General features: G+C 65.0%; 25 protein-coding genes and 4 tRNA genes. All 29 read right to left on the bottom strand.

Annotation, left to right across the window (positions count from 1 at the left end; translation table 11 throughout):
- Window positions 1-11: 11 nt before the first annotated feature.
- The 29 genes from EPO41_RS24335 to EPO41_RS24195 all read right to left on the bottom strand — a co-directional run bounded on the left by EPO41_RS24335 (window position 12) and on the right by EPO41_RS24195 (window position 25,485).
- Window positions 12-1,526: an NADH-quinone oxidoreductase subunit M gene (locus EPO41_RS24335; protein WP_296331034.1), complete on the bottom strand. Its 1,515-nt coding sequence runs from the start codon at window positions 1,524-1,526 to the stop codon at window positions 12-14.
- A gap of 8 nt (window positions 1,527-1,534) precedes the next feature.
- Window positions 1,535-3,502: an NADH-quinone oxidoreductase subunit L gene (gene nuoL / locus EPO41_RS24330; RefSeq protein ID WP_296331031.1), complete on the bottom strand. Its 1,968-nt coding sequence runs from the start codon at window positions 3,500-3,502 to the stop codon at window positions 1,535-1,537.
- Between the two features lie 13 nt (window positions 3,503-3,515).
- Complete coding sequence (gene nuoK / locus EPO41_RS24325; protein WP_296331027.1) at window positions 3,516-3,824, bottom strand: NADH-quinone oxidoreductase subunit NuoK; 309 nt, start codon at window positions 3,822-3,824, stop codon at window positions 3,516-3,518.
- On the bottom strand, window positions 3,824-4,438 hold the full coding sequence (locus EPO41_RS24320) for an NADH-quinone oxidoreductase subunit J (protein ID WP_296331023.1): 615 nt from the start codon (window positions 4,436-4,438) through the stop codon (window positions 3,824-3,826). The genes nuoK and EPO41_RS24320 overlap by 1 nt, the downstream gene beginning before the upstream one ends.
- 25 nt (window positions 4,439-4,463) lie before the next feature.
- The gene (gene nuoI / locus EPO41_RS24315; protein ID WP_295136846.1) at window positions 4,464-4,952 is read right to left on the bottom strand and encodes an NADH-quinone oxidoreductase subunit NuoI; all 489 of its coding nucleotides are present in this window, start codon (window positions 4,950-4,952) and stop codon (window positions 4,464-4,466) included.
- A 12-nt stretch (window positions 4,953-4,964) separates the two neighbouring features.
- A complete protein-coding gene (gene nuoH, locus EPO41_RS24310) occupies window positions 4,965-5,990 on the bottom strand; it encodes an NADH-quinone oxidoreductase subunit NuoH (protein WP_296331327.1) in 1,026 nt (341 codons plus the stop codon).
- 15 nt (window positions 5,991-6,005) lie between these two features.
- Complete coding sequence (gene nuoG / locus EPO41_RS24305) at window positions 6,006-8,054, bottom strand: NADH-quinone oxidoreductase subunit NuoG (RefSeq protein WP_296331020.1); 2,049 nt, start codon at window positions 8,052-8,054, stop codon at window positions 6,006-6,008.
- A gap of 15 nt (window positions 8,055-8,069) precedes the next feature.
- A complete protein-coding gene (gene nuoF / locus EPO41_RS24300; RefSeq protein ID WP_296331017.1) occupies window positions 8,070-9,353 on the bottom strand; it encodes an NADH-quinone oxidoreductase subunit NuoF in 1,284 nt (427 codons plus the stop codon).
- A gap of 3 nt (window positions 9,354-9,356) precedes the next feature.
- Window positions 9,357-9,938: an NADH-quinone oxidoreductase subunit NuoE gene (gene nuoE / locus EPO41_RS24295; protein WP_296331014.1), complete on the bottom strand. Its 582-nt coding sequence runs from the start codon at window positions 9,936-9,938 to the stop codon at window positions 9,357-9,359.
- Between the two features lie 11 nt (window positions 9,939-9,949).
- Window positions 9,950-11,134, bottom strand: a complete 1,185-nt coding sequence (locus EPO41_RS24290; RefSeq protein WP_296331011.1) for an NADH-quinone oxidoreductase subunit D — start codon at window positions 11,132-11,134, stop codon at window positions 9,950-9,952.
- Between the two features lies 1 nt (window position 11,135).
- Window positions 11,136-11,777 carry an NADH-quinone oxidoreductase subunit C gene (locus EPO41_RS24285; RefSeq protein ID WP_296331008.1) on the bottom strand — a complete coding sequence of 214 codons (642 nt, stop codon included), beginning with the start codon at window positions 11,775-11,777 and terminating at the stop codon, window positions 11,136-11,138.
- A complete protein-coding gene (locus tag EPO41_RS24280) occupies window positions 11,777-12,310 on the bottom strand; it encodes an NADH-quinone oxidoreductase subunit B (RefSeq protein ID WP_296331005.1) in 534 nt (177 codons plus the stop codon). The genes EPO41_RS24285 and EPO41_RS24280 overlap by 1 nt, the downstream gene beginning before the upstream one ends.
- Window positions 12,301-12,666, bottom strand: coding sequence for an NADH-quinone oxidoreductase subunit A (locus EPO41_RS24275; RefSeq protein ID WP_295136840.1), 366 nt, complete (start codon window positions 12,664-12,666; stop codon window positions 12,301-12,303). The genes EPO41_RS24280 and EPO41_RS24275 overlap by 10 nt, the downstream gene beginning before the upstream one ends.
- Window positions 12,667-12,711: 45 nt before the next feature.
- Window positions 12,712-12,788: transfer RNA gene (locus EPO41_RS24270), tRNA-Asp, on the bottom strand.
- Between the two features lie 326 nt (window positions 12,789-13,114).
- Window positions 13,115-13,729, bottom strand: a complete 615-nt coding sequence (locus EPO41_RS24265) for a hypothetical protein (RefSeq protein ID WP_296331002.1) — start codon at window positions 13,727-13,729, stop codon at window positions 13,115-13,117.
- Between the two features lie 60 nt (window positions 13,730-13,789).
- Complete coding sequence (locus EPO41_RS24260; RefSeq protein WP_296331000.1) at window positions 13,790-15,142, bottom strand: DUF3857 domain-containing protein; 1,353 nt, start codon at window positions 15,140-15,142, stop codon at window positions 13,790-13,792.
- Window positions 15,143-15,171: 29 nt separating this feature from the next.
- A tRNA-Val gene (locus EPO41_RS24255) sits at window positions 15,172-15,246 on the bottom strand.
- A 34-nt stretch (window positions 15,247-15,280) separates the two neighbouring features.
- Window positions 15,281-15,553, bottom strand: coding sequence for an HU family DNA-binding protein (locus tag EPO41_RS24250; RefSeq protein WP_295136838.1), 273 nt, complete (start codon window positions 15,551-15,553; stop codon window positions 15,281-15,283).
- Between the two features lie 147 nt (window positions 15,554-15,700).
- Window positions 15,701-18,100, bottom strand: a complete 2,400-nt coding sequence (gene lon / locus EPO41_RS24245; protein ID WP_296330997.1) for an endopeptidase La — start codon at window positions 18,098-18,100, stop codon at window positions 15,701-15,703.
- A 174-nt stretch (window positions 18,101-18,274) separates the two neighbouring features.
- Window positions 18,275-19,546, bottom strand: a complete 1,272-nt coding sequence (gene clpX / locus EPO41_RS24240; protein WP_296330993.1) for an ATP-dependent Clp protease ATP-binding subunit ClpX — start codon at window positions 19,544-19,546, stop codon at window positions 18,275-18,277.
- A 144-nt stretch (window positions 19,547-19,690) separates the two neighbouring features.
- Window positions 19,691-20,341 (bottom strand): ATP-dependent Clp protease proteolytic subunit, encoded by a 651-nt coding sequence (locus tag EPO41_RS24235; RefSeq protein WP_296330990.1) that lies wholly within the window; start codon window positions 20,339-20,341, stop codon window positions 19,691-19,693.
- Window positions 20,342-20,429: 88 nt separating this feature from the next.
- Window positions 20,430-21,776, bottom strand: coding sequence for a trigger factor (gene tig, locus EPO41_RS24230; protein ID WP_296330988.1), 1,347 nt, complete (start codon window positions 21,774-21,776; stop codon window positions 20,430-20,432).
- A gap of 18 nt (window positions 21,777-21,794) precedes the next feature.
- Window positions 21,795-21,879 (bottom strand) — tRNA-Leu (locus EPO41_RS24225).
- Between the two features lie 88 nt (window positions 21,880-21,967).
- Window positions 21,968-23,470 (bottom strand): NAD(P)H-hydrate dehydratase, encoded by a 1,503-nt coding sequence (locus EPO41_RS24220; protein WP_296330986.1) that lies wholly within the window; start codon window positions 23,468-23,470, stop codon window positions 21,968-21,970.
- Window positions 23,471-23,493: 23 nt separating this feature from the next.
- Window positions 23,494-23,570: transfer RNA gene (locus EPO41_RS24215), tRNA-His, on the bottom strand.
- 56 nt (window positions 23,571-23,626) lie between these two features.
- Window positions 23,627-24,268, bottom strand: coding sequence for a TetR/AcrR family transcriptional regulator (locus tag EPO41_RS24210; protein WP_296330984.1), 642 nt, complete (start codon window positions 24,266-24,268; stop codon window positions 23,627-23,629).
- Window positions 24,265-24,468, bottom strand: coding sequence for a hypothetical protein (locus EPO41_RS24205; RefSeq protein ID WP_296330982.1), 204 nt, complete (start codon window positions 24,466-24,468; stop codon window positions 24,265-24,267). The genes EPO41_RS24210 and EPO41_RS24205 overlap by 4 nt, the downstream gene beginning before the upstream one ends.
- A gap of 16 nt (window positions 24,469-24,484) precedes the next feature.
- Window positions 24,485-24,883, bottom strand: a complete 399-nt coding sequence (locus tag EPO41_RS24200; RefSeq protein WP_296330981.1) for a TetR/AcrR family transcriptional regulator — start codon at window positions 24,881-24,883, stop codon at window positions 24,485-24,487.
- Complete coding sequence (locus EPO41_RS24195; protein ID WP_296330979.1) at window positions 24,880-25,485, bottom strand: hypothetical protein; 606 nt, start codon at window positions 25,483-25,485, stop codon at window positions 24,880-24,882. The genes EPO41_RS24200 and EPO41_RS24195 overlap by 4 nt, the downstream gene beginning before the upstream one ends.
- Between the last annotated feature and the right edge of the window lie 42 nt (window positions 25,486-25,527).

Here is a 25,527-nt window from a genome sequence, read left to right as displayed (position 1 = left end):
CTCCCGGCCGCTCACGGCACCAGAGCCGCGGTGCGGGCGAGTTTCAAGGCCGCCTGATAGTCGCCGATCAGCTTGTCCACGGCCGGTGCCATCGGGTCGAGGAAGGAATTGGGATAGACGCCCATCCAGATCGTCAGCAGCACGAGCGGCAGGAAGATCGCGATCTCGCGCCGGTTCATGTCGAGGATGCCCTTCAGCGAGTCCTTGGTGAGCTCGCCGAAGACGATCTTGCGATAGAGCCAGAGCGCGTAGGCGGCGCCCAGGATCAGGCTGGTCGCGGCCAGGAACGCCACCCAGGTATTGGCCTTGAAGGCGCCGAGCAGAACCAGGAACTCGCCGACGAAGCCGGACAGGCCGGGCAGCCCCACGCTTGCCAGGGTGAAGAACAGGAAGGTGAAGGCATAGCGCGGCATGCGATGCACGAGGCCGCCATAGGCCGCGATCTCGCGGGTATGCATGCGGTCGTAGACCACGCCGACGCAGAGGAAGAGCGCGGCCGACACGATGCCGTGGCTCAGCATCTGGAAGATCGAACCCTGCACGCCCTGCATGTTCATGACGAAGGCGCCGATCGTCACGAAACCCATATGGGCGACCGACGAATAGGCGATCAGCTTCTTCATATCCTCCTGCACCAGCGCGACCAGCGAGGTGTAGATCACGGCCACGATCGACAGGCCGAAGACCAGCGGCGCGAAGTACTGCGTCGCCTCGGGGAACAGCGGGATCGAGAAGCGCAGGAAGCCGTAGCCGCCCATCTTCAGCAACACGCCGGCCAGGATGACGGAGCCCGCGGTCGGCGCCTCGACGTGCGCATCCGGCAGCCAGGTGTGGACCGGCCACATCGGCACCTTCACCGAGAACGAGGCGAAGAAGGCCAGCCACAGCCAGCATTGCCAGGTGAACGGCAGGTCGAGCTTCTCCATGACCGTCGGCAGGTCCGTCGTGCCGACCTGCCAGTAGACGGCGATGATCGCCAGCAGCATCAGCACCGAGCCGAGCAGCGTATAGAGGAAAAATTTGAAGGCCGCGTAGACGCGCCGCTTGCCGCCCCAAACGCCGATGATCAGGAACATCGGGATGAGGACGCCTTCGAAGAAGATGTAGAACAGCGTCAGGTCGAGCGCGCAGAACATGCCGACCATGAAGGTCTCGAGCACGAGGAACGCGATCATGTATTCCTTGACGCGGACCTTGATCGATTCCCAGCTCGCCAGGATGCAGATCGGCGTCAGCAGGGTCGACAGCAGCACGAAGAACAGCGAGATGCCGTCGATGCCGGCATGGTAGCCGATGTTCAGCGCCGGTACCCAGGCGACCTTCTCCTCGAACTGGAAGCCCGCCTTGGTCGGATCGAAGCGGATCCAGAGGAGCAGCGAGATCAGGAAGGTTACCGTCGTGGTGACGAGCGCCACGCTGCGGCAGTTGCGGTCGACGGCCTCCTTCGGGCCGTTGACGATCAGGCAGAACAGCGCCCCCACCAGCGGCAGGAACGTGACCAGGGAGAGGATGGGCCAGCTCGACATCGGGGGCCTTACCTCGCCGACAGCATGAAATAGGTGACGAGACCGGCGACACCGACCAGCATCACGAACGCGTAGTGATAGAGATAGCCACTCTGGAAGCGCATCAGCACGCCCGCCATGTCCTGCGCCCGCGCGGCGACATTGTCGGGGCCGAGCCCGTCGATCGTGGCACCATCACCCTTCTTCCAGAGGAAGCGGCCGATCGCCAGTGAGGGTTTCACGAACACGGCGTCGTAGAGCTCGTCGAAGTACCACTTGTTGTAGAACAGCGCGTGCAGGCCCGGGAACCGCTTGACGGTACGCTCCGGCAGGTCGGTGCGAACGACGTAGTAGTAGTAGCTGAGCACGATGCCCGAGATCGCCAGTACCAGCGGCAGCAGCTTCACCCACAGCGGCACTTCGTGGGCGTGATGCAGGACCTCTTCCGTGGCCTTCACGGCCAGCGAATGGCCCCAGAAGGCATGCCAGTCGTGGCCGACGAACCAGTCGTAGCCGACGAGCCCTGAGAAGGCGGCGCCGATGCCCAGCACATAGAGCGGGATCATCATGACCATCGGCGATTCATGGGCGTGATCCCAGGTGTGATGGTCCCCACGGTACTTGCCGTAGAAGGTCATGAACATCAGGCGGGTCGAATAGAAGGCCGTCATGAACGCCGCGATGACGCCCAGCCAGAAGGCGATCGCGCCCACCGTCGTGTGAACGCCGAAGGCCGACTCCAGCATGATGTCCTTCGAGTAGAAGCCCGCGAATCCCAGGCCGTTGCCCAGGATGAACGGGATGCCGATGCCCGACAGCGCGAGCGTACCGACCCACATCAGGATGAAGGTCTGGGGCGCCTTCTCACGCACGCCGCCCATCTTGCGCATGTCCTGCTCGTGATGGAGGCAGTGGATCACCGAGCCCGAGCCCAGGAACAGCAGCGCCTTGAAGAAGGCGTGCGTCGTGAGATGGAACATGGCGGCGGAGTAGCCGCCCACGCCGCAGGCGAAGAACATGTAGCCGAGCTGGCTGCAGGTCGAATAGGCGACGACCCGCTTGATGTCGAACTGGGTCAGGCCGACCGTCGCGGCGAAGAAGGCCGTCGCGGCGCCGATCAGCGTCACCACCGCGGAGGCGGTCGGCGCCAGCTCGAACAGCGGCGACAGGCGGCAGACCATGAAGACGCCGGCGGTCACCATGGTGGCCGCGTGGATCAGCGCCGACACCGGGGTCGGGCCCTCCATGGCGTCCGGCAGCCAGGTGTGCAGGCCGAGCTGGGCCGACTTGCCCATCGCGCCGACGAACAGCAGCAGGCAGGCGGTCTCGAGCGCCGGCAGGTCCATGCCGAGGAACTGGATGCGCATCTGCGCCATCTGCGGCGCCTTGCCGAAGATCTCCTCGAAGCCGACCGAGCCCGACAGCATCCAGACGGCGAAGATGCCCAGCGCGAAACCGAAGTCGCCGACGCGGTTCACGATGAAGGCCTTCATGGCCGCGGCATTGGCCGAGGGCTTGTCGTACCAGAAACCGATCAGCAGGTAGGAGGCCAGGCCCACCCCTTCCCAGCCGAAGAAGAGCTGAACGAGGTTGTCGGCCGTCACCAGCATCAGCATGAAGAAGGTGAAAAGGCTGAGATACGCCATGAAGCGCGGGATGCTGGGATCGTCCTCCATGTAGCCGATGGAATAGATGTGGACCATCGACGACACGCCGGTGACCACGATCAGCATGACGGCGGTCAAGGTGTCGACGCGCAGCGCCCAGGCGATGTCGAGCGTTCCCGAGTCGATCCAGGAGAACAGCTTCACGACGAGCAGCTTTTCGGTGCCGAAACCGATCTTGACGAAGACGAAGACCGAGAGGGCCGCCGCGATCAGCAGCGCCGCGCAGGTCACGATCTGCGCCGGGCGGGCACCAATCACGCGGCAGAACAGACCGGCGATCGCCGCCGCGACCAGCGGCAGGAAGACGATGAGCTTGATGGCGAGATCCATGGTGAGCGCGCCCCTAGCCCTTCATCGCATTGATGTCTTCGACGGCGATCGTTCCGCGGTTGCGGAAGTAGACCACCAGGATCGCCAGGCCGATCGCCGCCTCGGCGGCGGCCACGGTCAGCACCAGCATGGCGAAGATCTGTCCCACGACATTGCCCTGGAAGACCGAGAAGGCCACCAGGTTGATGTTCACCGCGAGCAGCATCAGCTCGACGCACATCAGGATGACGATGACGTTCTTGCGGTTCAGGAAGATGCCGAGGATGCCCATCGTGAACAGCACGGCGGCGACGGCGAGGTAGTGGCCCAGCCCGATGGTCATCACACCCCTCCCCGCGTCGGCACCTTGACCACGGTGACGGACTGTTCCTTGGTGCGGTTGATCTGCTCGACCGCGCGCTGGCGGCGGACGCCCGGCCGGCTGCGCAGCGTGAGCACGATGGCGCCGATCATGGCGACCAGCAGCACCAGCCCGGCGACCTGGAACAGGTAGAAGTACTGCGTATAGAGCACCCGACCGATGGCACGCGTATTGTCGACCGCCATCACCTGCGCGCCGTGGGCATTCAGCCCCGCGACCGTCGTCGAACCGCTGCCGATGATGCCGACGCCCAGCAGCAGCTCCGCGAACAGCACCGCGCCGATCAGCGCGCCCACCGGGAAGTACGCGAGGAAACCCTCCTTCAACTCCGTCAGGTTGATGTCGAGCATCATGACCACGAAGAGGAAGAGCACCGCGACCGCGCCGACGTAGACGATGACCAGGATCATCGCGATGAACTCGGCGCCGATCAGCAGGAACAGCGCCGCCGCGTTGAAGAACGCGAGGATCAGGAACAGCACCGAATAGACGGGATTGCGCGACACCACGACCATGGCGGCGGCAGCCACCGTGATCGCGGCGAAGACGTAGAAGGCCAGGGCCTGGAGTATCATGATCTGTTTCTCTCCCCCGTCCGGCTCAGCGATACGCCGCTTCGGAGTGGAGGTTCGCCGCGATCAGGGTCTCCCAGCGGTCGCCGTTCGCGAGCAGCTTGTCCTTGTTGTACATGAGCTCCTCGCGCGTCTCGGTCGAGAACTCGAAGTTCGGCCCCTCCACGATCGCATCGACCGGGCAGGCTTCCTGGCAGAAGCCGCAATAGATGCACTTGGTCATGTCGATGTCGTAGCGCGTCGTGCGCCGGCTGCCGTCGTCGCGCGGCTCGGCCTCGATGGTGATGGCCTGCGCCGGACAGATCGCCTCGCAGAGCTTGCAGGCGATGCAGCGTTCCTCGCCGTTCGGATAGCGGCGCAGCGCATGCTCGCCGCGGAAGCGCGGGCTGAGCGGGCCCTTCTCGTAGGGATAGTTCACCGTCACCTTGGGCTTGAACATGTATTTCAGGGTGAGGGCAAAGCCCGCCACCAGCTCGGAGAGCAGGAAAGCGCGCGCGGTACGATCGAGGGAAGCCATTGGCGATTGCTCCTAGGGCTTCGGCAGCCAGCCGCCGAACGTCAGGACGGCAGCGGTGAGGACGACCCAGCCCAGCGACACCGGCAGGAACACCTTCCAGCCCAGCCGCATCAGCTGATCATAGCGGTAGCGAGGCAGAGTGCCCTTGGTCCAGCTGAAGATGAACAGAAGGAACGCGATCTTGAGGGCAAACCAGACCACGCCCGGCACGAGCGTGAACGGCGCATAGGGGATCGGCGAATGCCAGCCGCCCAGGAACAGAACCGCGCCCAGGGCCGAGAGCAGGATCATGTTGGCGTATTCGCCGAGGAAGAACAGGCCGAAGGTCATGGCCGAATACTCGGTGTGGAAGCCCGCCACCAGCTCGGCTTCCGACATCGGCAGGTCGAACGGCGTGCGGTTCGTCTCCGCCAGCGCGGAGATGAAGAAGATCACGAACATCGGCAGCAGGGGCAGCCAGAACCAGTTCCAGAACCAGCCGGACTGGGCCAGCACGACCTGCGACAGGTTGAGCGAGCCGACGCAGAGCAGGACGGTGATCAGCACGAAGCCGATCGAAACCTCGTATGAGACCATCTGCGCCGCCGAGCGCAGCGCGCCCAGGAAGGCGTACTTCGAATTCGAGGCCCAGCCGGCGATGATGATGCCGTAGACGCCCAGCGAGGAAATGGCGAAGAGATAGAGGATGCCGACGTTGATGTCGGCAATGACCCAGCCGTTGTCGAACGGAACGACCGCCCAGGCGACCAGCGCCGTCATGAAGGCAATCATCGGCGCGATGACGAACAGGATGCCGTTGGCGCTCGACGGGACGATCGTCTCCTTGAGCACGAGCTTCAGGCCGTCGGCAAAGGGCTGCAGCAGACCGAACGGACCGACCACGTTGGGACCGCGGCGAAGCTGGATCGAGGCCCAGACCTTGCGATCGACATAGGTCATGTAGGCGACGGCCACCAGAAGCGGCACGGTCACCGCAAGGCACTGCGCCAGGATGACGATCGCCATGCCCAGCCAGTTGGTCGTGAAGAAGGTGATCAGATCGGCGTACATGCCCTACTCCGCCGCCATGAGATGCGCCCGCGAGGCCATGCAGTCCGCCATGGTCTTCGACGCGCGGCTGATCGGACAGGTCATGTAGAAATTCGGCACCGCCGACTTGAACGGCGCATCGCTGATCGCGCCCGGCGTGCCGAACGTGCCCCAGGCGGCGGGCGCCTGCTGGTCGATGGCTGCGAAGACCTTGTTCACGGCCACGAGCCGCGAGCGGACCTGATGCAGCGTGTCGTAGGGCAGCGTCTTGCCGAGACGCTCCGAGAGTGCGCGCAGGATCGCCCAGTCCTCGCGCGCATCGCCCGGCGGATAGCCCGCACGACGGCCGATCTGGACGCGGCCTTCGGTGTTCACGTAGATGCCGGGCTTTTCGGTATAGGCTGCGCCCGGCAGGATCACGTCGGCACGATGGGCGCCGGCGTCGCCATGGTGGCCCTGGTAGATCACGAACGCCTTGCCGAGCTTCGTCGTGTCGATCTCGTCGGCCGCCAGCAGGTAGACCGCCTCGATCTCCTTCTTCTGGCAGCCTTCCAGGATGCCGGCGACGTCGCGCCCGTCCTGACCCGGTACCAGGCCGAGGTCGAGGCCGCCGACGCGGGCCGCCGCCGTGTGCAGCACGGCAAATCCGTTCCAGTCCTCGCGGACGGCGTTCAGCTTCTCGGCCAGCTCGCGGGCCATCGCCAGCACCGCGGCGCCGTCCTCGCGGGCGAGCGCGCCCATGCCGACGACGATCAACGGGTGCTTCGCACCCTTGAGCTTCTCGAAGAAGCCGAGCCTGCCGTCGACCAGCTCGCGCAGGGTGGCTGGCCCCGCCCCCAGACGCTCGACCGGATAGGTCAGGTCCTCGGCCGGGCCGATGCTCGCGATGGCGACGTTGCCGTGGACGTAGCGCTTGCGGATTCGCGCGTTCAGCACCGGCGACTCGGTGCGCGGATTGGTGCCGATCAGCAGGATGGCCTCCGCCTGGTCGATGCCGCGGACTCCCGCATTGAAGATGTAGCTGCCGCGCGGCCCGTCGAGCCTGGCGCCATCCTGGCGGCAGTCGATGTTCGGCGAGCCCAGTGACGCCATGAGATCCTTGAGCGCCACCATCGATTCGGCGTCGCACTGGTCGCCGGCGATGGCGGCGATCTTCGAGCCTTCCAGTCCGTTCAGCCTGGCGGCGATGGCCGCGAAGGCCTCGTCCCAGGTTGCCTCGACGAGCTTGCCCTTGGTGCGGACGTAGGGCCGATCGAGCCGCTGATGACGCAGGCCGTCGAGCGCATGGCGCGTCTTGTCGGAGATCCACTCCTCGTTCACATCGTCGTTCAGGCGCGGCAGGATGCGCATCACCTGCGCGCCACGCGTATCGATGCGGATGTTCGAGCCCAGCGCATCGAGCACGTCGACCGACTCGGTCTTCGTCAGCTCCCACGACCGCGCCTCGAAGGCGTAGGGCTTCGAGGTCAGCGCGCCCACCGGGCAGAGATCGACCAGGTTGCCGGAGAGTTCCGTCGCCAGCGCCTGCTCGACATAGGTCGTGACTTCCATGCTCTCGCCGCGGCCCGTGGCGCCGAGCTGCTCGACGCCGGCAACCTCGGTCGCGAAGCGGATGCAGCGCGTGCAATGGATGCAGCGGTTCATCGAGGTCTTGACCAGCGGGCCCAGCTCCTTGTCAGGCACTGCGCGCTTGTTCTCGTGATAGCGGCTGCGGTCGAACCCATAGGCCATCGCCTGGTCCTGCAGGTCGCACTCGCCGCCCTGGTCGCAGATCGGGCAGTCGAGCGGATGGTTGATCAGCAGGAACTCCATCACGCCCTTGCGCGCCTTCTGCACGGTCGGCGTCTGGGTGAAGATCTCCTGCTTGTCGGCGACGGGCAGCGCGCAGCTCGCCTGCGGCTTGGGCGGACCGGGCTTCACCTCGACCAGGCACATGCGGCAGTTGCCGGCGATGGAAAGGCGGTCGTGATAGCAGAAGCGCGGGATCTCGACGCCGGCCAGCTCGCAGGCCTGCAGCACCGTGAGGCCGGCCGGTACCTCCAGTTCGACGCCGTCGATCTTGACCTTGGGCATTGACTGCTCCCCGCCCTACTCGGCCGCCAGTTTTTCGGTGCGCGCGCGGATGCGGCGCTCCATCTCGGGCCGGAAATGCCGGATCAGGCCCTGGATCGGCCATGCCGCCGCGTCGCCCAGCGCGCAGATCGTGTGACCCTCGACCTGCTTGGTCACGTCCTCGAGCGCATCGATCTCCTCGATCCGCGCATTACCCGTGACCATCCGCTCCATGACGCGCCACATCCAGCCGGTACCCTCGCGGCACGGCGTGCACTGGCCGCAGCTCTCGTGCTTGTAGAAGTAGCTTAGCCGGGCGATCGCCTTCACGACGTCGGTCGACTTGTCCATGACGATGACGGCCGCGGTGCCGAGGCCCGAGCGCTGGTCGCGCAGCGAATCGAAATCCATCAACTGGTTGTCGCAGATCGACTTCGGCAGCAGCGGCACCGAGGCGCCGCCCGGAATGACCGCCAGCAGATTGTCCCAGCCGCCGCGCACGCCGCCGCAATGCCGGTCGATCAGCTCACGGAGAGGAATGCCCATCTCCTCTTCCACGTTGCACGGCCGGTTCACATGGCCGGAGATGCAGAAGAGCTTGGTGCCGGTGTTGTTGGGACGGCCGATGCCCGCGAACCAGGCCGCGCCGCGGCGCAGGATGGTCGGCGCGACGGCGATCGATTCGACGTTGTTCACCGTGGTCGGGCAGCCATAGAGGCCGGCGCCCGCCGGGAACGGCGGCTTCAGCCGCGGCATGCCCTTCTTGCCCTCGAGGCTCTCGAGCAGCGCGGTCTCCTCGCCGCAGATGTAGGCACCGGCGCCGCGATGGACGTAGAGGTCGAAGTCCCAGCCCGAACCGCAGGCATTCTTGCCCAGCAGGCCCGCGTCATAGGCTTCCTTGATGGCGGCGATCAGATGCTGCGCTTCGTTGTAGAATTCGCCGCGCACATAGATGTAGCCGGCATTGGCGCGCATCGCGAAGCCCGCGACCAGGCAGCCCTCGATCAGCAGGTGCGGATCGTGACGCATGATGTCGCGATCCTTACAGGTGCCCGGCTCCGACTCGTCGGCGTTCACGACGAGATAATGCGGACGATCCTTCACTTCCTTGGGCATGAAGGACCACTTCATACCGGTCGGGAAGCCGGCGCCGCCTCGGCCGCGCAGGCCCGACTTCTTCATCTCGTCGATGATCCAGTCGACGCCCTTGTCGAGGATCGCCTTGGTATTGTCCCAGGCGCCGCGGGCGCGGGCACCGGCCAGGCGCCAGTCGTGGACGCCGTAGAGGTTGGTGAAGATGCGGTCCTTGTCGCTGAGCATGTGCTACTCGCCCTTCAGCGTCGTCAGGCCGCCTTCGGGCGCCGACGTCTGGCGATCCACCTGCGGTCCGGGCTTCGGCGTCTCGCCGCGCCGGAACGCGTCGAGCACCTTGTTCATCGAGGCCTCGTCGAGATCCTCGTAGAAGTCGTCGTTGATCTGCACGACCGGCGCGTTGACGCAGCCGCCGAGGCACTCGACCTCCTGCACGCTGAACGTCTCGCCGTCGGCGGCATGCTGGCAGGCCTTCATCACGGCATCCGAGCCGCGCAGCCAGCACGGCGTCGTGGTGCAGACCTGCAGCAGGTACTTGCCCTTCGGCCGCAGCTGGAACATCGTATAGAAGGTGGCGACCTCGTAGACGCGGATCGGCGCCATATCGAGGATGCGCGCCACCTCGTTCATCGCCGCGCGCGGGAGCCATCCGTGCTGACGCTGCGCCAGGTCCAGCACCGCGATCACGGCGCTCGCCTGACGGCCCGGCGGATAGTGCGCGATCTGCTCCTCGACCTTCGCCATGTATTCGGGCGTGAAGGCAAAGTGCTCGACCTGAGGGACGTCCTTGGGGTCGGCGGTGATCATCGCCATCGCATCGTCTCCTAGCGGTCGATCTCGCCGAACACGATGTCGAGCGAGCCGATGTTCGCCGACATGTCGGCGAGCTGGTGTCCCTTGGTCATCATTTCGAGCGCCTGCAGGTGCGGGAACCCGGGAGCGCGGATCTTGCAGCGGTAAGGCTTGTTGGTGCCGTCGGACACGAGGTAGACGCCGAACTCGCCCTTCGGGGCCTCGACCGCCGTGTAGGTCTCGCCGGCAGGCACCTTGTAGCCCTCGGTGTAGAGCTTGAAATGATGGATCAACGCTTCCATCGAGCCCTTCATCTCGCCGCGGCGCGGCGGCGAGATCTTGCGATCGTCGACGCGCACCGGACCGCCGACCTTGCGCAACGCGGCGATGCACTGCTCCATGATGCGAGCGCTCTGGTACATTTCCTCGATGCGCACGAGGTAGCGCGCGTAGCAGTCGCCGGTCTTGCCAACCGGGATGTCGAAATCCATGCGGTCGTAAACGTCGTAGGGCTGCGACTTGCGCAGGTCCCAGGGCAGTCCCGACGCGCGGATCAGCGGGCCCGAGAAGCCCCAATCGAGTGCCTGATCGGCCGAGACCACGCCGATGTCGACCGTGCGCTGGCGGAAGATTCGATTCTCGTTCAGCAGGTTCTCGATGTCCTTCATGAACGGATAGAACTGCTTGATCCACCCTTCCATCGAATCGAGCATGCCCGCCGGCAGGTCCTGATGGACGCCGCCCGGCCGGAAATAGGCCGCATGCATGCGCGAGCCGCTCACCTGCTCGTAATATTCCATCAGCAGCTCGCGCTGCTCGAAGCCCCAGAGCGGCGGCGTCAGCGCGCCGACGTCCATCGCGAAGGTCGTGACGTTCAGCAGATGGTTCAGGATGCGCGTGATCTCGGAAAACAGCACGCGGATGTACTGGCCGCGCTCCGGCGCCTCGATGCCCAGCAGCTTCTCCACCGCCAGGGCGTAAGCATGCTCCTGGTTCATCGGCGAGACGTAGTCGAGCCGGTCGAAATACGGCACCGCCTGCAGGTAGCTCTTGTACTCGATCAGCTTCTCGGTGCCGCGGTGCAGCAGGCCGATATGCGGATCGCAACGCTCGACGATCTCACCGTCCATCTCGACGACGAGACGCAGCACGCCGTGGGCCGCCGGATGCTGCGGCCCGAAGTTCATGGTCAGTGTCTTGATTTCGACGTCGGACATGTCAGTTCGCCTTGGCCGGTGCGGGCGCCGGTGCCGCGGCCGCTTCCTGGGCCTTCTCGTCGCCCGGGAGAACCTTGGGCGCGCCCTCCCAGGGGCTCAGGAAGTCGAAGCGGCGGAATTCCTGCGCAAGCTTCACCGGCTCGTAGACCACGCGCTTCTGCACGTCGTCCCAGCGCAACTCGACGAAGCCGGTCAACGGGAAATCCTTGCGCAGCGGATGGCCCTCGAAGCCGTAGTCCGTGAGAATGCGCCGCAGATCCGGATGATCGGAAAACCATACGCCGTAAAGATCGTAAGTCTCGCGCTCGAACCAGCCGGCGGAACTGTAGACCCGTGCAGCCGACGGCACAGGCGTCGTCTCGTCGGTCATCAGCTTCACGCGGATGCGCTGGTTGTTCTTGACGCTGAGCAGATTGTAGACGACGTCGAAGCGCTTCTCGCGCTCCGGCCAGTCGACGCCGCAGATGTCGATGAGCTGCTTGAACAGGCACTTCGGGTCGTCGCGCAGATAGGTCAGGAGCGCGATCACATTGTCAGGCGTGGTGTCCAGCATCAGCTCGCCGAGGCGAATCTCGGCCTTCGTGACCACATTCGCCTGCGCCTGGGCGATATGGTCGCTGAGTTCCTTGAGGGCCTCGCTCATCAGCGCACCAGCGTGCCCGTGCGACGGACCTTCTTCTGAAGCTGCAGCACGCCGTAGAGCAGCGCTTCGGCGGTCGGCGGGCATCCCGGCACGTAGACGTCGACCGGCACGATGCGATCGCAGCCGCGCACGACGGAGTAGCTGTAGTGATAGTAGCCGCCGCCGTTGGCACACGAGCCCATCGAGATCACGTAGCGCGGCTCGGCCATCTGGTCGTAGACCTTGCGCAGCGCCGGGGCCATCTTGTTGGTCAGCGTGCCGGCCACGATCATGACGTCAGCGGCCCGCGGGCTCGGCATCGGCGCGAAGCCGAAGCGGTCGAGGTCGTAGCGGCTCATCCAGCAATGGATCATCTCGACGCCGCAGCAGGCGAGACCAAAGGTCAGGCCCCACATCGAGCCGGTGCGCGCCCAGGTGATCAGCTTGTCGAGCTGGGCCACGACAAAGCCTTTGTCGGCCAGCTCGTCGTTCAAAGCCCGCGACAGCGCTGCTTCAGCCGCCGTACTGGGCTTGGTCGGGGTGATTACTCCCATTCCAGGGCTCCCTTCCGCCATTCGTAGATGAAGCCCACCGTCAGGACACCAAGGAAGAGCATCATCGACCAGAAACCGAAGACGCCGATATCACCGAGCGCCACGGCCCACGGGAAGAGGAACGCCACTTCGAGGTCGAAGATGATGAAAAGGATCGCGACGAGATAAAATCTTACGTCGAACTGGCCGCGGGCATCGTCGAACGGCGCGAAGCCGCATTCGAACGGCGACAGTTTCTCGGAGTTCGGATTCTGGCGAGCGATCAGATAGGACCCGCCGAGCATGGCACAGACCAGCCCGAAGGCTAGTCCGAGGAAGATCAGGATTGGCAGGTATTCCCGCAGAAGAGCTTCCATCGCCACCCCTTGCGCCCTGTTTTTCTGGGCTGCCAGTGTTTGGGCTGGCGCGAGCGACGGGACTCGAACCCGCGACCTCCGGCGTGACAGGCCGGCATTCTAACCAACTGAACTACGCCCGCTTTCTCAGCCCCAAACGGCGCGCGGAGAAATATAGGACACCCTATTGGGTGTCAAGCATACCGCAGCTGCTAAGGCGTCCGTAAGTGCCGGATTTTCCAGAGAATTTTCGCGTAGCATATGACGACTGCCCGGTTTGCGTCAGCGCAGCCGATGTTGCGAGTCGTTCGCACCGACGTCGCCACACAGACCTCACTCGAATTGCCACATTCCAGGGAAACGTAAAACGCTGGCCTGGCTGACTTTCATGCGATTCCGCCTGCTTTCCGGCCCGGCCTGCAGACGACCGCCGGGGCTGCCCCAACGCCGGCGGCAAAGGGGCGCCGAATTACCTGGGGACAACCGCCTTCAGGATCGCCGCCAGGAACATGATGCCGATCCAGACCATCCACAACCTGCCCAAATTGAGGTTGAGACCGAAACCGCCCGACGCCGCCGAGACGATCCGTCCGAAGCGCTTGCGGGCCCAGATATTCAGGACGTTAGTGTGCATCGCCTCGACGACGCGCATGTAGTCCCTGGCGCCGGCGGCGGGCATCGACCAGCTCGACACGGTGATGGCCCTTTCATTGACGAGCGTGCGCCCCTCGACCCGCAAGCGGCTGACGAAGGAGAGGCCCTCCGCCTCCTCACCGTGGTGCCATCCTCCGTCTTTCCACTTGCGCGGCATCTTCAGGGTGATGCGATGGCCCAACTTCCGCGGTTGTCCCAGGACTATCTCGCCCTTTCGCTCGACTGACTTGAGCGCTCCCAGTTCGCCCGCGACGACGAGGTCGTGGATCTGGAAGCCCAGCAGCTTCCCTTCCGCCTTCCAGCAATCGGGAATCTCGTAGCGCAGGATCACGGTCAGGCAATTGTCCGGTCGATCATCACGCAAATCGATCGCGCCGGTCTCATGGGCGCGCGGCCAGAGCGCCTGCACCTCCTTCAGCCGGTCGCTCACATAGTCACCAGAGCCTTCATTCGCGAACCTGTGACGCGTACGATCGGCTGACTGTGAATATTACTCGATCTGCCGTGTCAGCTTCGCCGGCGAATCGGGCTTGGGGCCGAACTCGACCTCGTCCTCGATATTGACCTGCTGTGCCGGCTCGTCGGAGCCGATTCGCTCGAGCACATCGGCATCGTCCGAAAGCGGCAGTCCCCATCCGGAATGGACCTGACTGAGCATCGCCAGCCGGCCGGCCTGTTCGGAGCAGGTTGGGTCCAGCCAATAGCTCTTCCCCTCCAGTCGCAGCCGAACGATGCAATGGTTGAACAGGTCCGAGGCCGGCAGGAAATCCGGCAGCGCGATGCCGTGCGTCGTCGACGTGAGCGCGGCACAGGCTTCCAGCCCCAGGCGGCGGGCGCCGGCAACGTAAAGCAGGGCGGCATCCTTGCAGTCGCCGAACCGGCTGGACCAGATGCTCGCCAGGTCGCGCGGCACCAGCCCGCCCTCCCCGAAGGACAGCGCGAAATAGCGCAGTTCCCGCTGCACGAAGCGCAGCCATTCGACGGCGCGATCAGCCGGGTCCGGATACTCTGCCGCGAGCCGGTCGATCTCGCCGGCAAGGATCTCGGGCAAGTCGGCGGACTGATAGTAAGGGGCGAATAGGCGCGACACGTCCGACCATGCCGGGAACTCGGTGAACTGCAGAGTCGGAAGGTGGAGCTGCCACGGCACGGCATACTCCTCGATTTCGCGCCGTATCGGGTTTTCCAGGCTCCAGCACGCCTCCACGATGCCATTCGCCAGCACGGTCGTTGCCGCCGGCGGCTCGTTGAACGGCTTGCAGGCAACGTTGCGGTCGACCGGACGAAGCTGGCGGTGGCGATACTGATGAAATGGGTTGACGTCGTCGAACGTCACCCAGCCGGCAAATCTGTCCTTCAGCGCCGGATTGCTGCCCGTGACCGTCATCGCGGTCTCCACGATATCGCCGACACGCACGTCGGATATCAGCAGCGACGCGGTCAATCGCCCATTGAGCATCAGCATTTCGAGATTTGTCTCGCGCCGGAACGTCTGGAACGCGTCGTCGCGGGCGTGCTCCATGGTCTGACCGTCGCGCAGGATGCGCACGTGATGGATCTCGACCTGCTCATAGGCAGGATCGAACTCCACTCCGAAGTGCGAGACGCGTTCGGCGCCGGCGCGGGTCAGCACCTTCTGGACGCGCCGGAAGTGCCATTGCCGCTCGGGCAGGCAGAGATTGACCTGGCTTTCGGACAGAAGCCGGCAGACGCCATTGTCGACGAACCCTGCCGCGCTCGCGTCCGGTGGCACGACAGGCGGCGCATGTTCGACCCAGGCAGGCAACGGCCCGCAGCGCACCGCGCCCGGGGTCACTCCAGGCGCGCCCTCGATCTGCGTCACGCCGCTGCTCCCCGCTCGGACATGGCAGTTGGTGGGCGATGACGGGATCGAACCGCCGACCGCTCCCGTGTAAAGGGAATGCTCTACCGCTGAGCTAATCGCCCGACGCGCGTGGTAGCACGGCGATGTGTGAAAAGCCTAGTTGATCGCGTCCTTCAGGGCCTTACTGGCCTTGAAACGCGGCACATTTGCCGCAGGAATCTTGATCTTCTCGCCGGTCTGGGGATTGCGCCCCTCGCCCGCCTTGCGCTTGGACACCTGGAACGTCCCGAAACCGACCAGGAGGACCTTTTCCTTCTTCCGCAGCGACTTGGTGATCACCGTGAGGATCGAATCGACGGCGTTCGCGGCATCGACCTTGGAGAGGTTCGTCGACGCGGCGACGGCAGCAATCAAATCGTGCTTGTTCACGGGCGAGCCTCTCCTAGTCCGGCAAGTCAAGTATGCCCTACCTATACCATATTTTGTAGCCGCGCCGAAACGGATCGCATGATTTGGATCAAAATGACGAAGCCCCGGATCGCTCCGGGGCTTCGCGTTTCGTCTGGTCGAGGGCGATCAGTGTGCCCGGGCGGCCTCTGTCGGCTCCGCCGGCTTGGCGGCCACGGCGTCCAGATCGTTCACCCATTCGATCGCCACCAGCGGCTTCACCAGGGCGCGGGCCAGGACTTCGTCCACGGTCGAGACCGGCACGATCTCCAGGCCCTTCTTCACGTTGTCCGGGATCTCCGGGAGATCGCGCTCGTTCTCCTTGGGGATGAGCACGGTCTTGAGACCGCCGCGTAGCGCGGCCAGCAGCTTCTCCTTGAGGCCGCCGATCGGCATGACCCGCCCGCGCAGGCTGATCTCGCCGGTCATCGCCACTTCCTTGCGCACCGCGATGCCCGTCAGCGCCGACACGATCGAAGTGACCATGCCCACGCCGGCGGACGGACCGTCCTTCGGCGTCGCGCCTTCCGGCACGTGGATGTGGATGTCGCGCTTCTCGAAGATGCTCGACTTGATGCCGAACACATGGGCGCGCGAGCGGACATAGGCGTTGGCCGCCTGCACCGATTCCTGCATCACGTCGCCCAGCTTGCCGGTGACGCTCATGCGGCCACGACCCGGGACCAGCACGGCCTCGATCTGCAGCAGCTCGCCGCCGACCTCGGTCCAGGCCAGGCCCGTCGTGATGCCGACCAGATCCTCGAGTTCGGCCTCGCCGAAGCGGAAGCGCCGGACGCCGGCATACTTCTCGAGGTTCTTGCGGCCGATCTTCACCTTGGTCGTCCCCTTCATGAGGATTTCCTTGGTGGCCTTGCGGGCCAGGTTGGCGATCTCGCGCTCCAGGTTACGGACGCCCGCCTCGCGCGTGTAGTAGCGCACGAGGTCGCGCACCGCGTCGTCGTGGATCTCGATCTCGCTTTCCTTGAGACCGTTCGCCTCGATCTGCTTCGGAATCAGGTGCTTGCGGGTGATCGCGACCTTCTCGTCCTCGGTGTAACCGGCGAGGCGGATGATCTCCATGCGGTCCAGCAGCGGCTGCGCCATGCGCAGCGAGTTGGCCGTGGTGATGAACATCACGTTCGATAGGTCGTAGTCGATTTCGAGATAGTGGTCGTTGAACGTCGTGTTCTGCTCGGGGTCGAGAACCTCGAGCAGCGCCGACGACGGGTCGCCACGGAAATCCGCCCCGAGCTTGTCGATCTCGTCGAGCAGGAAGAGCGGGTTCGAGGACTTCGCCTTCTTCATCGACTGGATGACCTTGCCCGGCAGCGAGCCGATGTAGGTCCGCCGATGGCCGCGGATCTCCGCTTCGTCACGCACGCCGCCCAGCGACATGCGCACGAAGTTGCGGCCCGTGGCCTTGGCGATCGACTTGCCGAGCGAGGTCTTGCCGACGCCGGGCGGGCCGACGAGGCACAGGATCGGCCCCTTCATCTTGTCGACGCGCTGCTGGACCGCGAGGTACTCGAGGATGCGTTCCTTCACCTTCTCCAGGCCGTGGTGGTCGGCGTTGAGAATCTCCTCGGCGTACTTCAGGTCCTTGATGATCTTGGTCGGCTTGCGCCACGGAATCGACAGCAGCCAGTCGAGGTAGTTGCGCACCACCGTCGCCTCGGCCGACATCGGGCTCATCGTCCGGAGCTTCTTCAGCTCGGCGTTGGCCTTCTCCCTCGCCTCCTTGCTGAGGCGGGTCTTCTTAATGCGCTTCTCCAGCTCGGAGACCTCGTCGCGACCGTCCTCGGTCTCGCCAAGCTCCTTCTGGATCGCCTTCATCTGTTCGTTGAGGTAGTACTCGCGCTGCGTCTTCTCCATCTGACGCTTCACGCGATTGCGGATCTTCTTCTCGACCTGCAGGACGCCGATCTCGCCTTCCATCAGGCCGAGGATACGCTCCAGCCGCTTCGACACGGAGTCGAGCTCGAGCAGCTGCTGCTTCTCGGCAACCTTGAGCGCCAGATGCGCCGAAATGGTGTCGGCAAGTTTCGCCGGCTCCTCGATCTTGTTGATCGAGACGACGACTTCCGGCGGCACCTTCTTGTTCAGCTTCACGTAGTTCTCGAACTCCGAGACCACGGTGCGGGCAGCCGCCTGCAGCTCGGCGCTGTCGCCGGCCGATTCGTCCATGTGGACGGCCCGCGCCTCGAAGAAGTCCGGTCGGTCGTTATAACCGGTGATCTTCACGCGGCGACCGCCCTCGACCAGCACCTTGACGGTGTCGTCGGGCAGCTTCAGGAGCTGCAGCACGGTACCGAGCGTGCCGATCGTGTAGATGTCGTCCGGGCCGGGATCGTCCTGGCTGGCGTTCTTCTGGGCGATCAGCAGGATCTGCTTGTCGTCCTTCATGACCTCTTCGAGCGCCTTGACGCTCTTTTCGCGGCCGACGAAGAGGGGAACGATCATGCCGGGAAACACGACGATGTCGCGCAGCGGCAGGACGGGGTAGACGGTTCCTTGAGTGGGGGCGTTCATGATGCCTCGCAACGTACACTGTTAGAGCTACCCGCGCCTGAGCCGGGGATCCCCTGTGGGCAATCCACGGCACGCGAACGCGCGCACTCGTTGTCAGAGATTGGCCTGAACAGAGGGTTGTTCAAGCCCCGTCGGGAAGACTGCCGGCGACGGCTATCGCCGGCGCTGCAAAACTCAGGCCGGCGCGGCGGCAATGCCTTCCTTGCGTTCGCCGTGCACATAAAGCGGCTGGGCGCGTCCCTCGATGACTTCCCGGTTGATCACAACTTCCTCAACCCCGTCGAGGGACGGCAGGTCATACATGGTGTCGAGCAGGACGGTCTCCATGATGGACCGCAGCCCTCGGGCGCCGGTCTTGCGCAGGATCGCCTTCTGGGCGACCGCGCGCAGCGCATCATCGGAGAACTTGAGCTTCACGCCCTCCATGTCGAACAGCCGCTGATACTGCTTGATTAGTGCGTTCTTCGGGCGAGTCAGGATCTCGATCAGCGCGACCTCGTCCAGGTCCTCGAGCGTGGCGACCACCGGGAGGCGGCCGACGAACTCGGGGATCAGGCCGTAGCGCAGCAGATCCTCCGGTTCGAGATCCTTCAGGATCTCGCCGGTGCGGCGATCCTCGGGTCCACGCACTTCCGCGCCGAAACCGATCGAGGTGCCCTGGCGGCGCATCGAGATGATCTTGTCGAGACCGGCGAAGGCGCCACCGCAGATGAACAGGATGTTGGTCGTGTCGACCTGCAGGAATTCCTGCTGCGGATGCTTGCGCCCACCCTGCGGCGGCACGGAGGCGACGGTGCCTTCCATGATCTTCAGCAGCGCCTGCTGGACACCCTCGCCCGAGACATCCCGCGTGATCGAGGGGTTGTCGGACTTGCGGCTGATCTTGTCGACCTCGTCGATGTAGACGATGCCGCGCTGCGCCCGCTCGACGTTGTAGTCGGCCGCCTGCAGCAGCTTCAGGATGATGTTCTCGACGTCCTCGCCCACGTAACCCGCTTCGGTCAGGGTCGTGGCATCGGCCATGGTGAACGGCACGTCCAGCATGCGGGCCAGCGTCTGGGCCAGCAAGGTCTTGCCGCAGCCTGTGGGGCCGATCAGCATGATGTTGGACTTGGCGATCTCGACTTCGTTCGACTTGCCGCCGTGGCTCAACCGCTTGTAGTGATTGTGCACGGCGACGGCGAGAATACGCTTCGCCTGATCCTGCCCGATGACATAGTCGTCGAGGATCTGGCGGATCTCCTTGGGAGACGGTACCCCGTCCTTGGACTTGACGAGGGTTGTCTTGCTCTCTTCCCGGATGATGTCCATGCAGAGCTCGACGCATTCATCGCAGATGAACACGGTCGGCCCGGCAATGAGCTTGCGGACTTCGTGCTGGCTCTTGCCGCAGAAGCTGCAATACAGGGTGTTGCGGGAATCACCCCCGGACTTGGCGGCTGGCATGTCGGTAACGTACCTCCGCTTGGGGGGCCCCGCGACCTGAGGGCCCGCTCACAAGCCTATGTTAAACGTGCCGCCCGGACGGCGACAACATCAAAATATGGTGTGTCGCCGTGCGAACAGGAAACAATTGGTCGCGACCGCTTCCTAGGAGGCAGCGGCCTGGAGGGTGGTCGGGGTCGGCCTCTTCTCGAGTACATCGTCGATGAGGCCGAATTCCTTGGCTTCCTGGGGCGCGAAGAACTTGTCCCGCTCCATGGCCTGCTCGATCACCTCGATCGGCTTGCCGGTATGCTCCACATACATCTGGTTGAGCCGCGACCGCGTCGCAAGGATCTCCCGTGCATGGATCTCGATGTCCGTGGCCTGGCCCTGGGCGCCGCCCGACGGCTGATGGATCATGATGCGGGCGTTCGGCAGGGCGAAACGCTTGCCCTTCTCTCCCGCCGTCAGCAGGAGAGAGCCCATCGACGCCGCCTGGCCGTAGACCAGGGTCGAGATGTGCGGGCGGATGTAACGCATGGTGTCGTAGATCGCCATGCCGGACGTCACCACGCCACCAGGCGAGTTGATGTAGAACGAGATGTCCTTCGTCGGGTTCTCGGCTTCGAGGTAGAGCAGCTGGGCGCACAGGACGCCCGCCACATGGTCCTCGACCGGACCGTTCAGAAAGATGATCCGCTCCTTGAGCAGCCTCGACCAGATGTCGTAGCCACGCTCGCCGCGCGCCGATTGCTCGACCACCATCGGCACGTAGTAGTTGTTGTGAACTTCCAGCGGATCGCGGTCGCGAATCATCGCGGGCCCCCTTGAGTGACTGATCTGTGAAAAGTGGCAGCGCCGGTGGTCCCGTTCAAGACCACTGGCCCCAAGAACTGGCCCAGGATCAGTCTGCGGCCTTCTCGCCGACCTCTTCCTCTTCCGCCTCGCGGGCGGCCTTGAGCAGTTCCTCCGGGGTAACCGACTTCTCGGAGACCTTGGCCAGCTCGAGGATGAAGTCGACCGTCTTCTCCTCGAAGATCGGCGCGCGGAGCTGGTCCTTCGCCTCGGGATTCTTGCTGAAGTACTCGAGGACCTGACGCTCCTGGCCCTGGTACCGCATGGCTTCGCGCATCGCAGCCTGGTTCAGCTCTTCCGGCGTGACGTCGATGCTGTTGGAGCGGCCGACGTCGGCCAGCAGCAGGCCCAGGCGAACCCGGCGCTCGGCGATGTCGCGATACTCCTTGCGCATCTTCTCTTCGTCGTCCTCGACCTTCTGGCCGTTCTTCTTGGCTTCCTCGATGCGCTGCCAGATTGCGTTGAACTCGCCCTCGACCAGGCCTTCCGGCACGGCGAACTTGTGGCTGTCCGCGAGCTTGTCGAGCAACTGGCGCTTGATCATCGTGCGGGAGATCTGCGTGTAGTCCTGGCCGATCCGCTCGCCGATCGCCTTGCGCATGGCCTCGAGGTTCTCGAAGTTGCTCTTCTTCGCCAGCTCATCGTCCGCCGGCTTGTCGACGAACTCGTGGATCTCCTTGATCGTGCACTTGAAGACAGCGTCCTTGCCGGCCAGTTCCGCGGCGCCGTACTCGGCCGGGAAGGTCACCTTGACGTCGACCGTCTTGCCGACCTCGGCGCCGAGCAGCTGGTCCTCGAAGCCGGGGATGAAGGAGCCCGAACCGAGCTCCAGCGTGTAGTCGTTGGCCGCACCGCCGGGGAACTCGACGCCGTCGACCGAGCCCACGAAGTCGAGCTTGATCGCATCGCCCTTCTGCGCCGGACGCGGCGGATCGACCGGCTTCTGCTCGCGGTTCGCCTTGGCGATGCGATCCAGCGCCTCGTCGATGTCCTTCTCCGGCACTTCGGCCTTGAGCCGCTCGAGTTCGATGCCCGAGAAGTCGAGAGCGCCGATTTCCGGCAGCACCTCGACAACGACTTCGAACTCGACGTCCTTGCCCTCTTCCAGCTGCTTGAGGTCGACGCGCGGCTGCAGTGCGGGCTTCAGGCCGCGATCCTCGATCGCCTTCGCCGTGCTGGTGTTGACGGCCGCCTCGACCGCCTCACCGAACAGCGCCTGGCCGTACTGCTTCTTCAGGAGGCTGACCGGCACCTTTCCCGGACGGAAGCCCGGCAGCGCGGCGGTCTTCGCCATCTCGGCGAGACGCTCGTCGATCTTCGAGGTCAGGTCGCCGGCGGGGACGACGATCTTGAACTGGTGCTTCAGGCCTTCAGCCGAGAGTTCCGTAACTTGCATTGTCTCACTTCCATTTCCTGGTGCGGGCGGAGGGACTTGAACCCCCACGCCTTGCGGCACGAGAACCTAAATCTCGCGTGTCTACCAATTCCACCACGCCCGCCCGAAGCCAGCCCAAACCACATTCCGAGCCGTCGGGGCGCGCCGCGAAGGCTGAATCGCGCGCCTCTTAGCCCGACCCCGCTGAACGGTCAATTGAAGGTCGACACCGACTGAAGTGCGCGAGGAAGGAGAGCTGGCAAATCCTCGGCGATCAGGCCGGGACCGCCGAACTGCCGTGCACACTCTCCATGCAGCCACGCCGCCGCCGAGGCTGCGGCAAACGGCGTGAGGCCCTGCGCCAGCAGCCCCCCGATCAGTCCGGCGAGCACGTCGCCCGACCCCGCCGTCGCGAGCGCGGGCGACGCGTGCACGTTGATGACCGCGCGGCCGTCCGGTCCGGCGATCACCGTGTCGGGCCCCTTCAACAGGATCGTCGCCCCGCTCCGCGCCGCCGCTTGCCTCACGCGTTCCAGCTTGCCCGCCCTTCCGCCGAGATCCGGAAACAGCCGGCGGAACTCGCCTTCATGGGGGGTGAGCAATGTCGGGCCGCGGACGCTGCGAAAGAGAAGACCCGGGTCCGCCGCGAACACGGTGATGGCATCGGCGTCGAGAACGACGCTGCGCCTGGCATGGAGGGCCGAGAGGACCGATTCTCTCGTCCGGTCGCCCGTCCCCGATCCAGGCCCGATCAGAATGGCATTGCGCCGCTCGTCGCCCAGCAGGTGGGTGAACATCGCGCCATCGTCGGCTTCGACGATGAGGTTCCCGGGCTCCGCCGCCTGGAACGCCGGCAAGGTCGAACGATAAGCCGCGATCGTGACCAGTCCCGCTCCCACGCGCCGGCCGGCCAGCGCGGCGAGGCGCGCCGCCCCCGTGGCGTGGGCTCCGGCCAGGATCGTGAGATGCCCCCGCGCATATTTGTGATCGGCGATATCGGCGCGCCGGAGCAGATGCGCCCACAGGGTCGGCGCATTCAGCCAGGCCTGAGGCGCAATCTCCGTCAGGGCTCGGGCCGGAATGCCGATATCCGCGATCAGCAGGCTGCCGCAGCGTCGCAAGCCCTCGACGGCGTAATGGCCGGGTTTCGCCCGAAAGAACGACACGGTCGTTTCCGCCACGAGCGCGCTGCCCAGGATTTCGCCCGAATCGCCATGCAGGCCGCTCGGTACATCCACGGCGACGACGGGAAGCTTCCGCGCGTTCACCGACGCGATGGCGGCCCCGATCTCTCCCTCGACGGGCCGACTGAGGCCCGCGCCGAATATGGCATCGATCACGAGCGGCGCATCGTCGAGCATCGAAGAGGACCAGCGCTCGACCGGCCCCGTCCAGGTGCCCGCCGCCCAGGCAGCGTCGCCCTTGAGGTTGCCGACAGCCCCGAAGAGAACCAGCCGCACGGGCCATCCCGCCTTCTGCAGATGTCGCGCCGCGACAAAGCCGTCGCCGCCATTGTTTCCCGGCCCGCAGAGGACCACCACCGGACGCCGCGCATGACGTTCCATCGCGGCGGCGGCAACGGCTGCCCCGGCCGCCTCCATGAGGACCCGACCGGGCACGCCACTGGCGATCGCAAAGGCATCGGCCTTCGCCATCTCGGCACAACTCAGGAGAGCCTGTTCGTCTCGGGGAACGAGATCACGCATTTCGGACATTGGAGGCTTCTCGCGAGGGCGATTGGGGCGGCCGACCGGATTTGAACCGGCGACATCCAGAATCACAATCTGGCGCTCTAACCAACTGAGCTACGGCCGCCATCGCGGATCGCTCCCGACGAAGCGGCGCCTTCCTACGCTCCGGCGGCCGGAGCGTCAAGAAACAGGCGGCGTCGGTGGCAGAAGCCGGTCGATGGCCCGTTTCCAGACATCACAGGCATCCTCGAACGACAATCCGAACTGCTCGCGCATGCGCGCCCAGCTCTCGAAATCGACCAGCGCCTCCATGGCCAGGACCGTCTGGCGCCGCTCGCGCTCGTCGAGGGTCGAGAGTTCCGGCGCATACATCTCCTCGATCCGCCGGATGACCAGCTCTCGGATCAGGCGGATCCGCGCCTTGAGGTCCGCCGAATCGCCCTGGTTGGCATTGAGCGCTCGCCAAAGCGGCAACCACTCCTCGCACACCCTGCCGCGCGCCTCGACATGAGTCTTCACCCGCTCCTGACGGTTGCCGACGGCGGGTTGCGCCGCGACCTGACCCGTCGCCTTGAGCAGCGCTTCGTCTGTCGCGGCGACGCGCAGCGCATGCAGATCGGGAAAGCGCTCGAACACGGATCGCACCGAGTAGCCGGCCCTTTGCGCGATCGCCGCGGCGGTCGGGATCCGTGGATTCTCCCGCAGGAGCGCGAGATAGGCTTCGATGATGAGTTGCCGCGTCCTTGCGCTGCGCAGCCGCCGACCGTCGGCGAGGTCAGGCCCGTCCGGGAATCCAGATGGTTGCCTGCCCCGATCCGTCATGTCGTGCCGCTGGACTCTGCGGGAAGCAGGCGATCGATCGTCTGTGTCCAGACCAGGCAAGCCTCGTCTATCGACAGACCGAACAGTTCGCGCATACGGGCCCAGCTTTCCACGTCCGTCAGGGCTTCGAGTGCGATGAGGATCTGACGCCGCTCCCCGGGAGGCATCATCGCGAACTCCGGTGCGAACATCAGCTCCATGCGAGCGGTTACGCGGTCACGGGCCAGACGGATGCGGGCCTTCAGTTCCGGCGAGTCGCCCTGGTTCACGATCAGCGACCGCCACAGCGGCAGCCAGCTCTCGCAGGTCTGACCGCGTGTCCGGAACGTGCGACTCGATCCTGGTCCTGCGGTCGCCATCGGCTCCCCACGGCGGCGCGAGCGCCGACATCTGCGCAAGCGAATAGTCGACCGCCGCCACCTGAAGCGCGCGGAGGTCGGGAAACCGCTCGAACACCGACCGGACCGAATAGCCCGCCCTTTCCGCGATCTCGGCGGCCGTCGGGACACGCGGCGACATCTCCTGGGCCAGCGCGAGATAGGCCTCGATGATCAACTGCTTGGTCCGCTCGCTGCGCAGTCGGCGGCCGTCGATCTTGGTAGGTCTCGAATTCATGATGGCGGAGCGTCTTGCGGGGTCGGTGGCAGGATGCGGTCGATGGCCCGGATCCACACGGCACAGGCCTCGGCGAACGAAAGCCCGTACATGTCGCGCATCCGCGCCCAGCTCTCGATGTCGGTCACGGCCTCGAGGGCGATCAGGAGATTGCGGCGCTCGGTCGGAGGAAGCGCCGACAGCTCCCCTCGATACATCAGCTCGATGCGGTCGATCGTCCGTTCACGCGCCGTCTTTATGCGTACCTTGAGGGCGTCGTTCTCATCGACGTTGAACAGCAGCGCCCGCCACAACGCGACCCCCCGTTCGCAGGTCCCGGCCCTCGTCTCGACCTGGGACCTGATACGCGTCGCGCGATCGCCGTCGACGTCGCGCGCCGGTGCCAGCGCCGCCGCATGCGCAAGACTGTAGTCCGCCGCCGCCACTCTCAGCGCGTGCAGGTCGGGAAAGCGCTCGAAGATCGACCGGACCGAGTAGCCGGCCCGCGCCGCGATCTCCGCCGCGGTCGGCATCGGCACAAGCGGGTTCTCTCGGATCAGGTCCAGATAGGCCTCGATGATGAGCTGCTTTGTCCGTTCGCTGCGCAAGCGACGACCATCCATCCGTATGGGCTTGGGGGCCGTCGCTGCTGGGGCAGCGTCGTC

The sequence above is a fragment of the Reyranella sp. genome (genome assembly GCF_004297265.1).
Taxonomy (GTDB): Bacteria; Pseudomonadota; Alphaproteobacteria; order Reyranellales; family Reyranellaceae; genus Reyranella.
The sequence above is the reverse complement of the archived record's forward strand: the minus strand, read 5'-3'. Positions and strand labels throughout refer to the sequence as shown.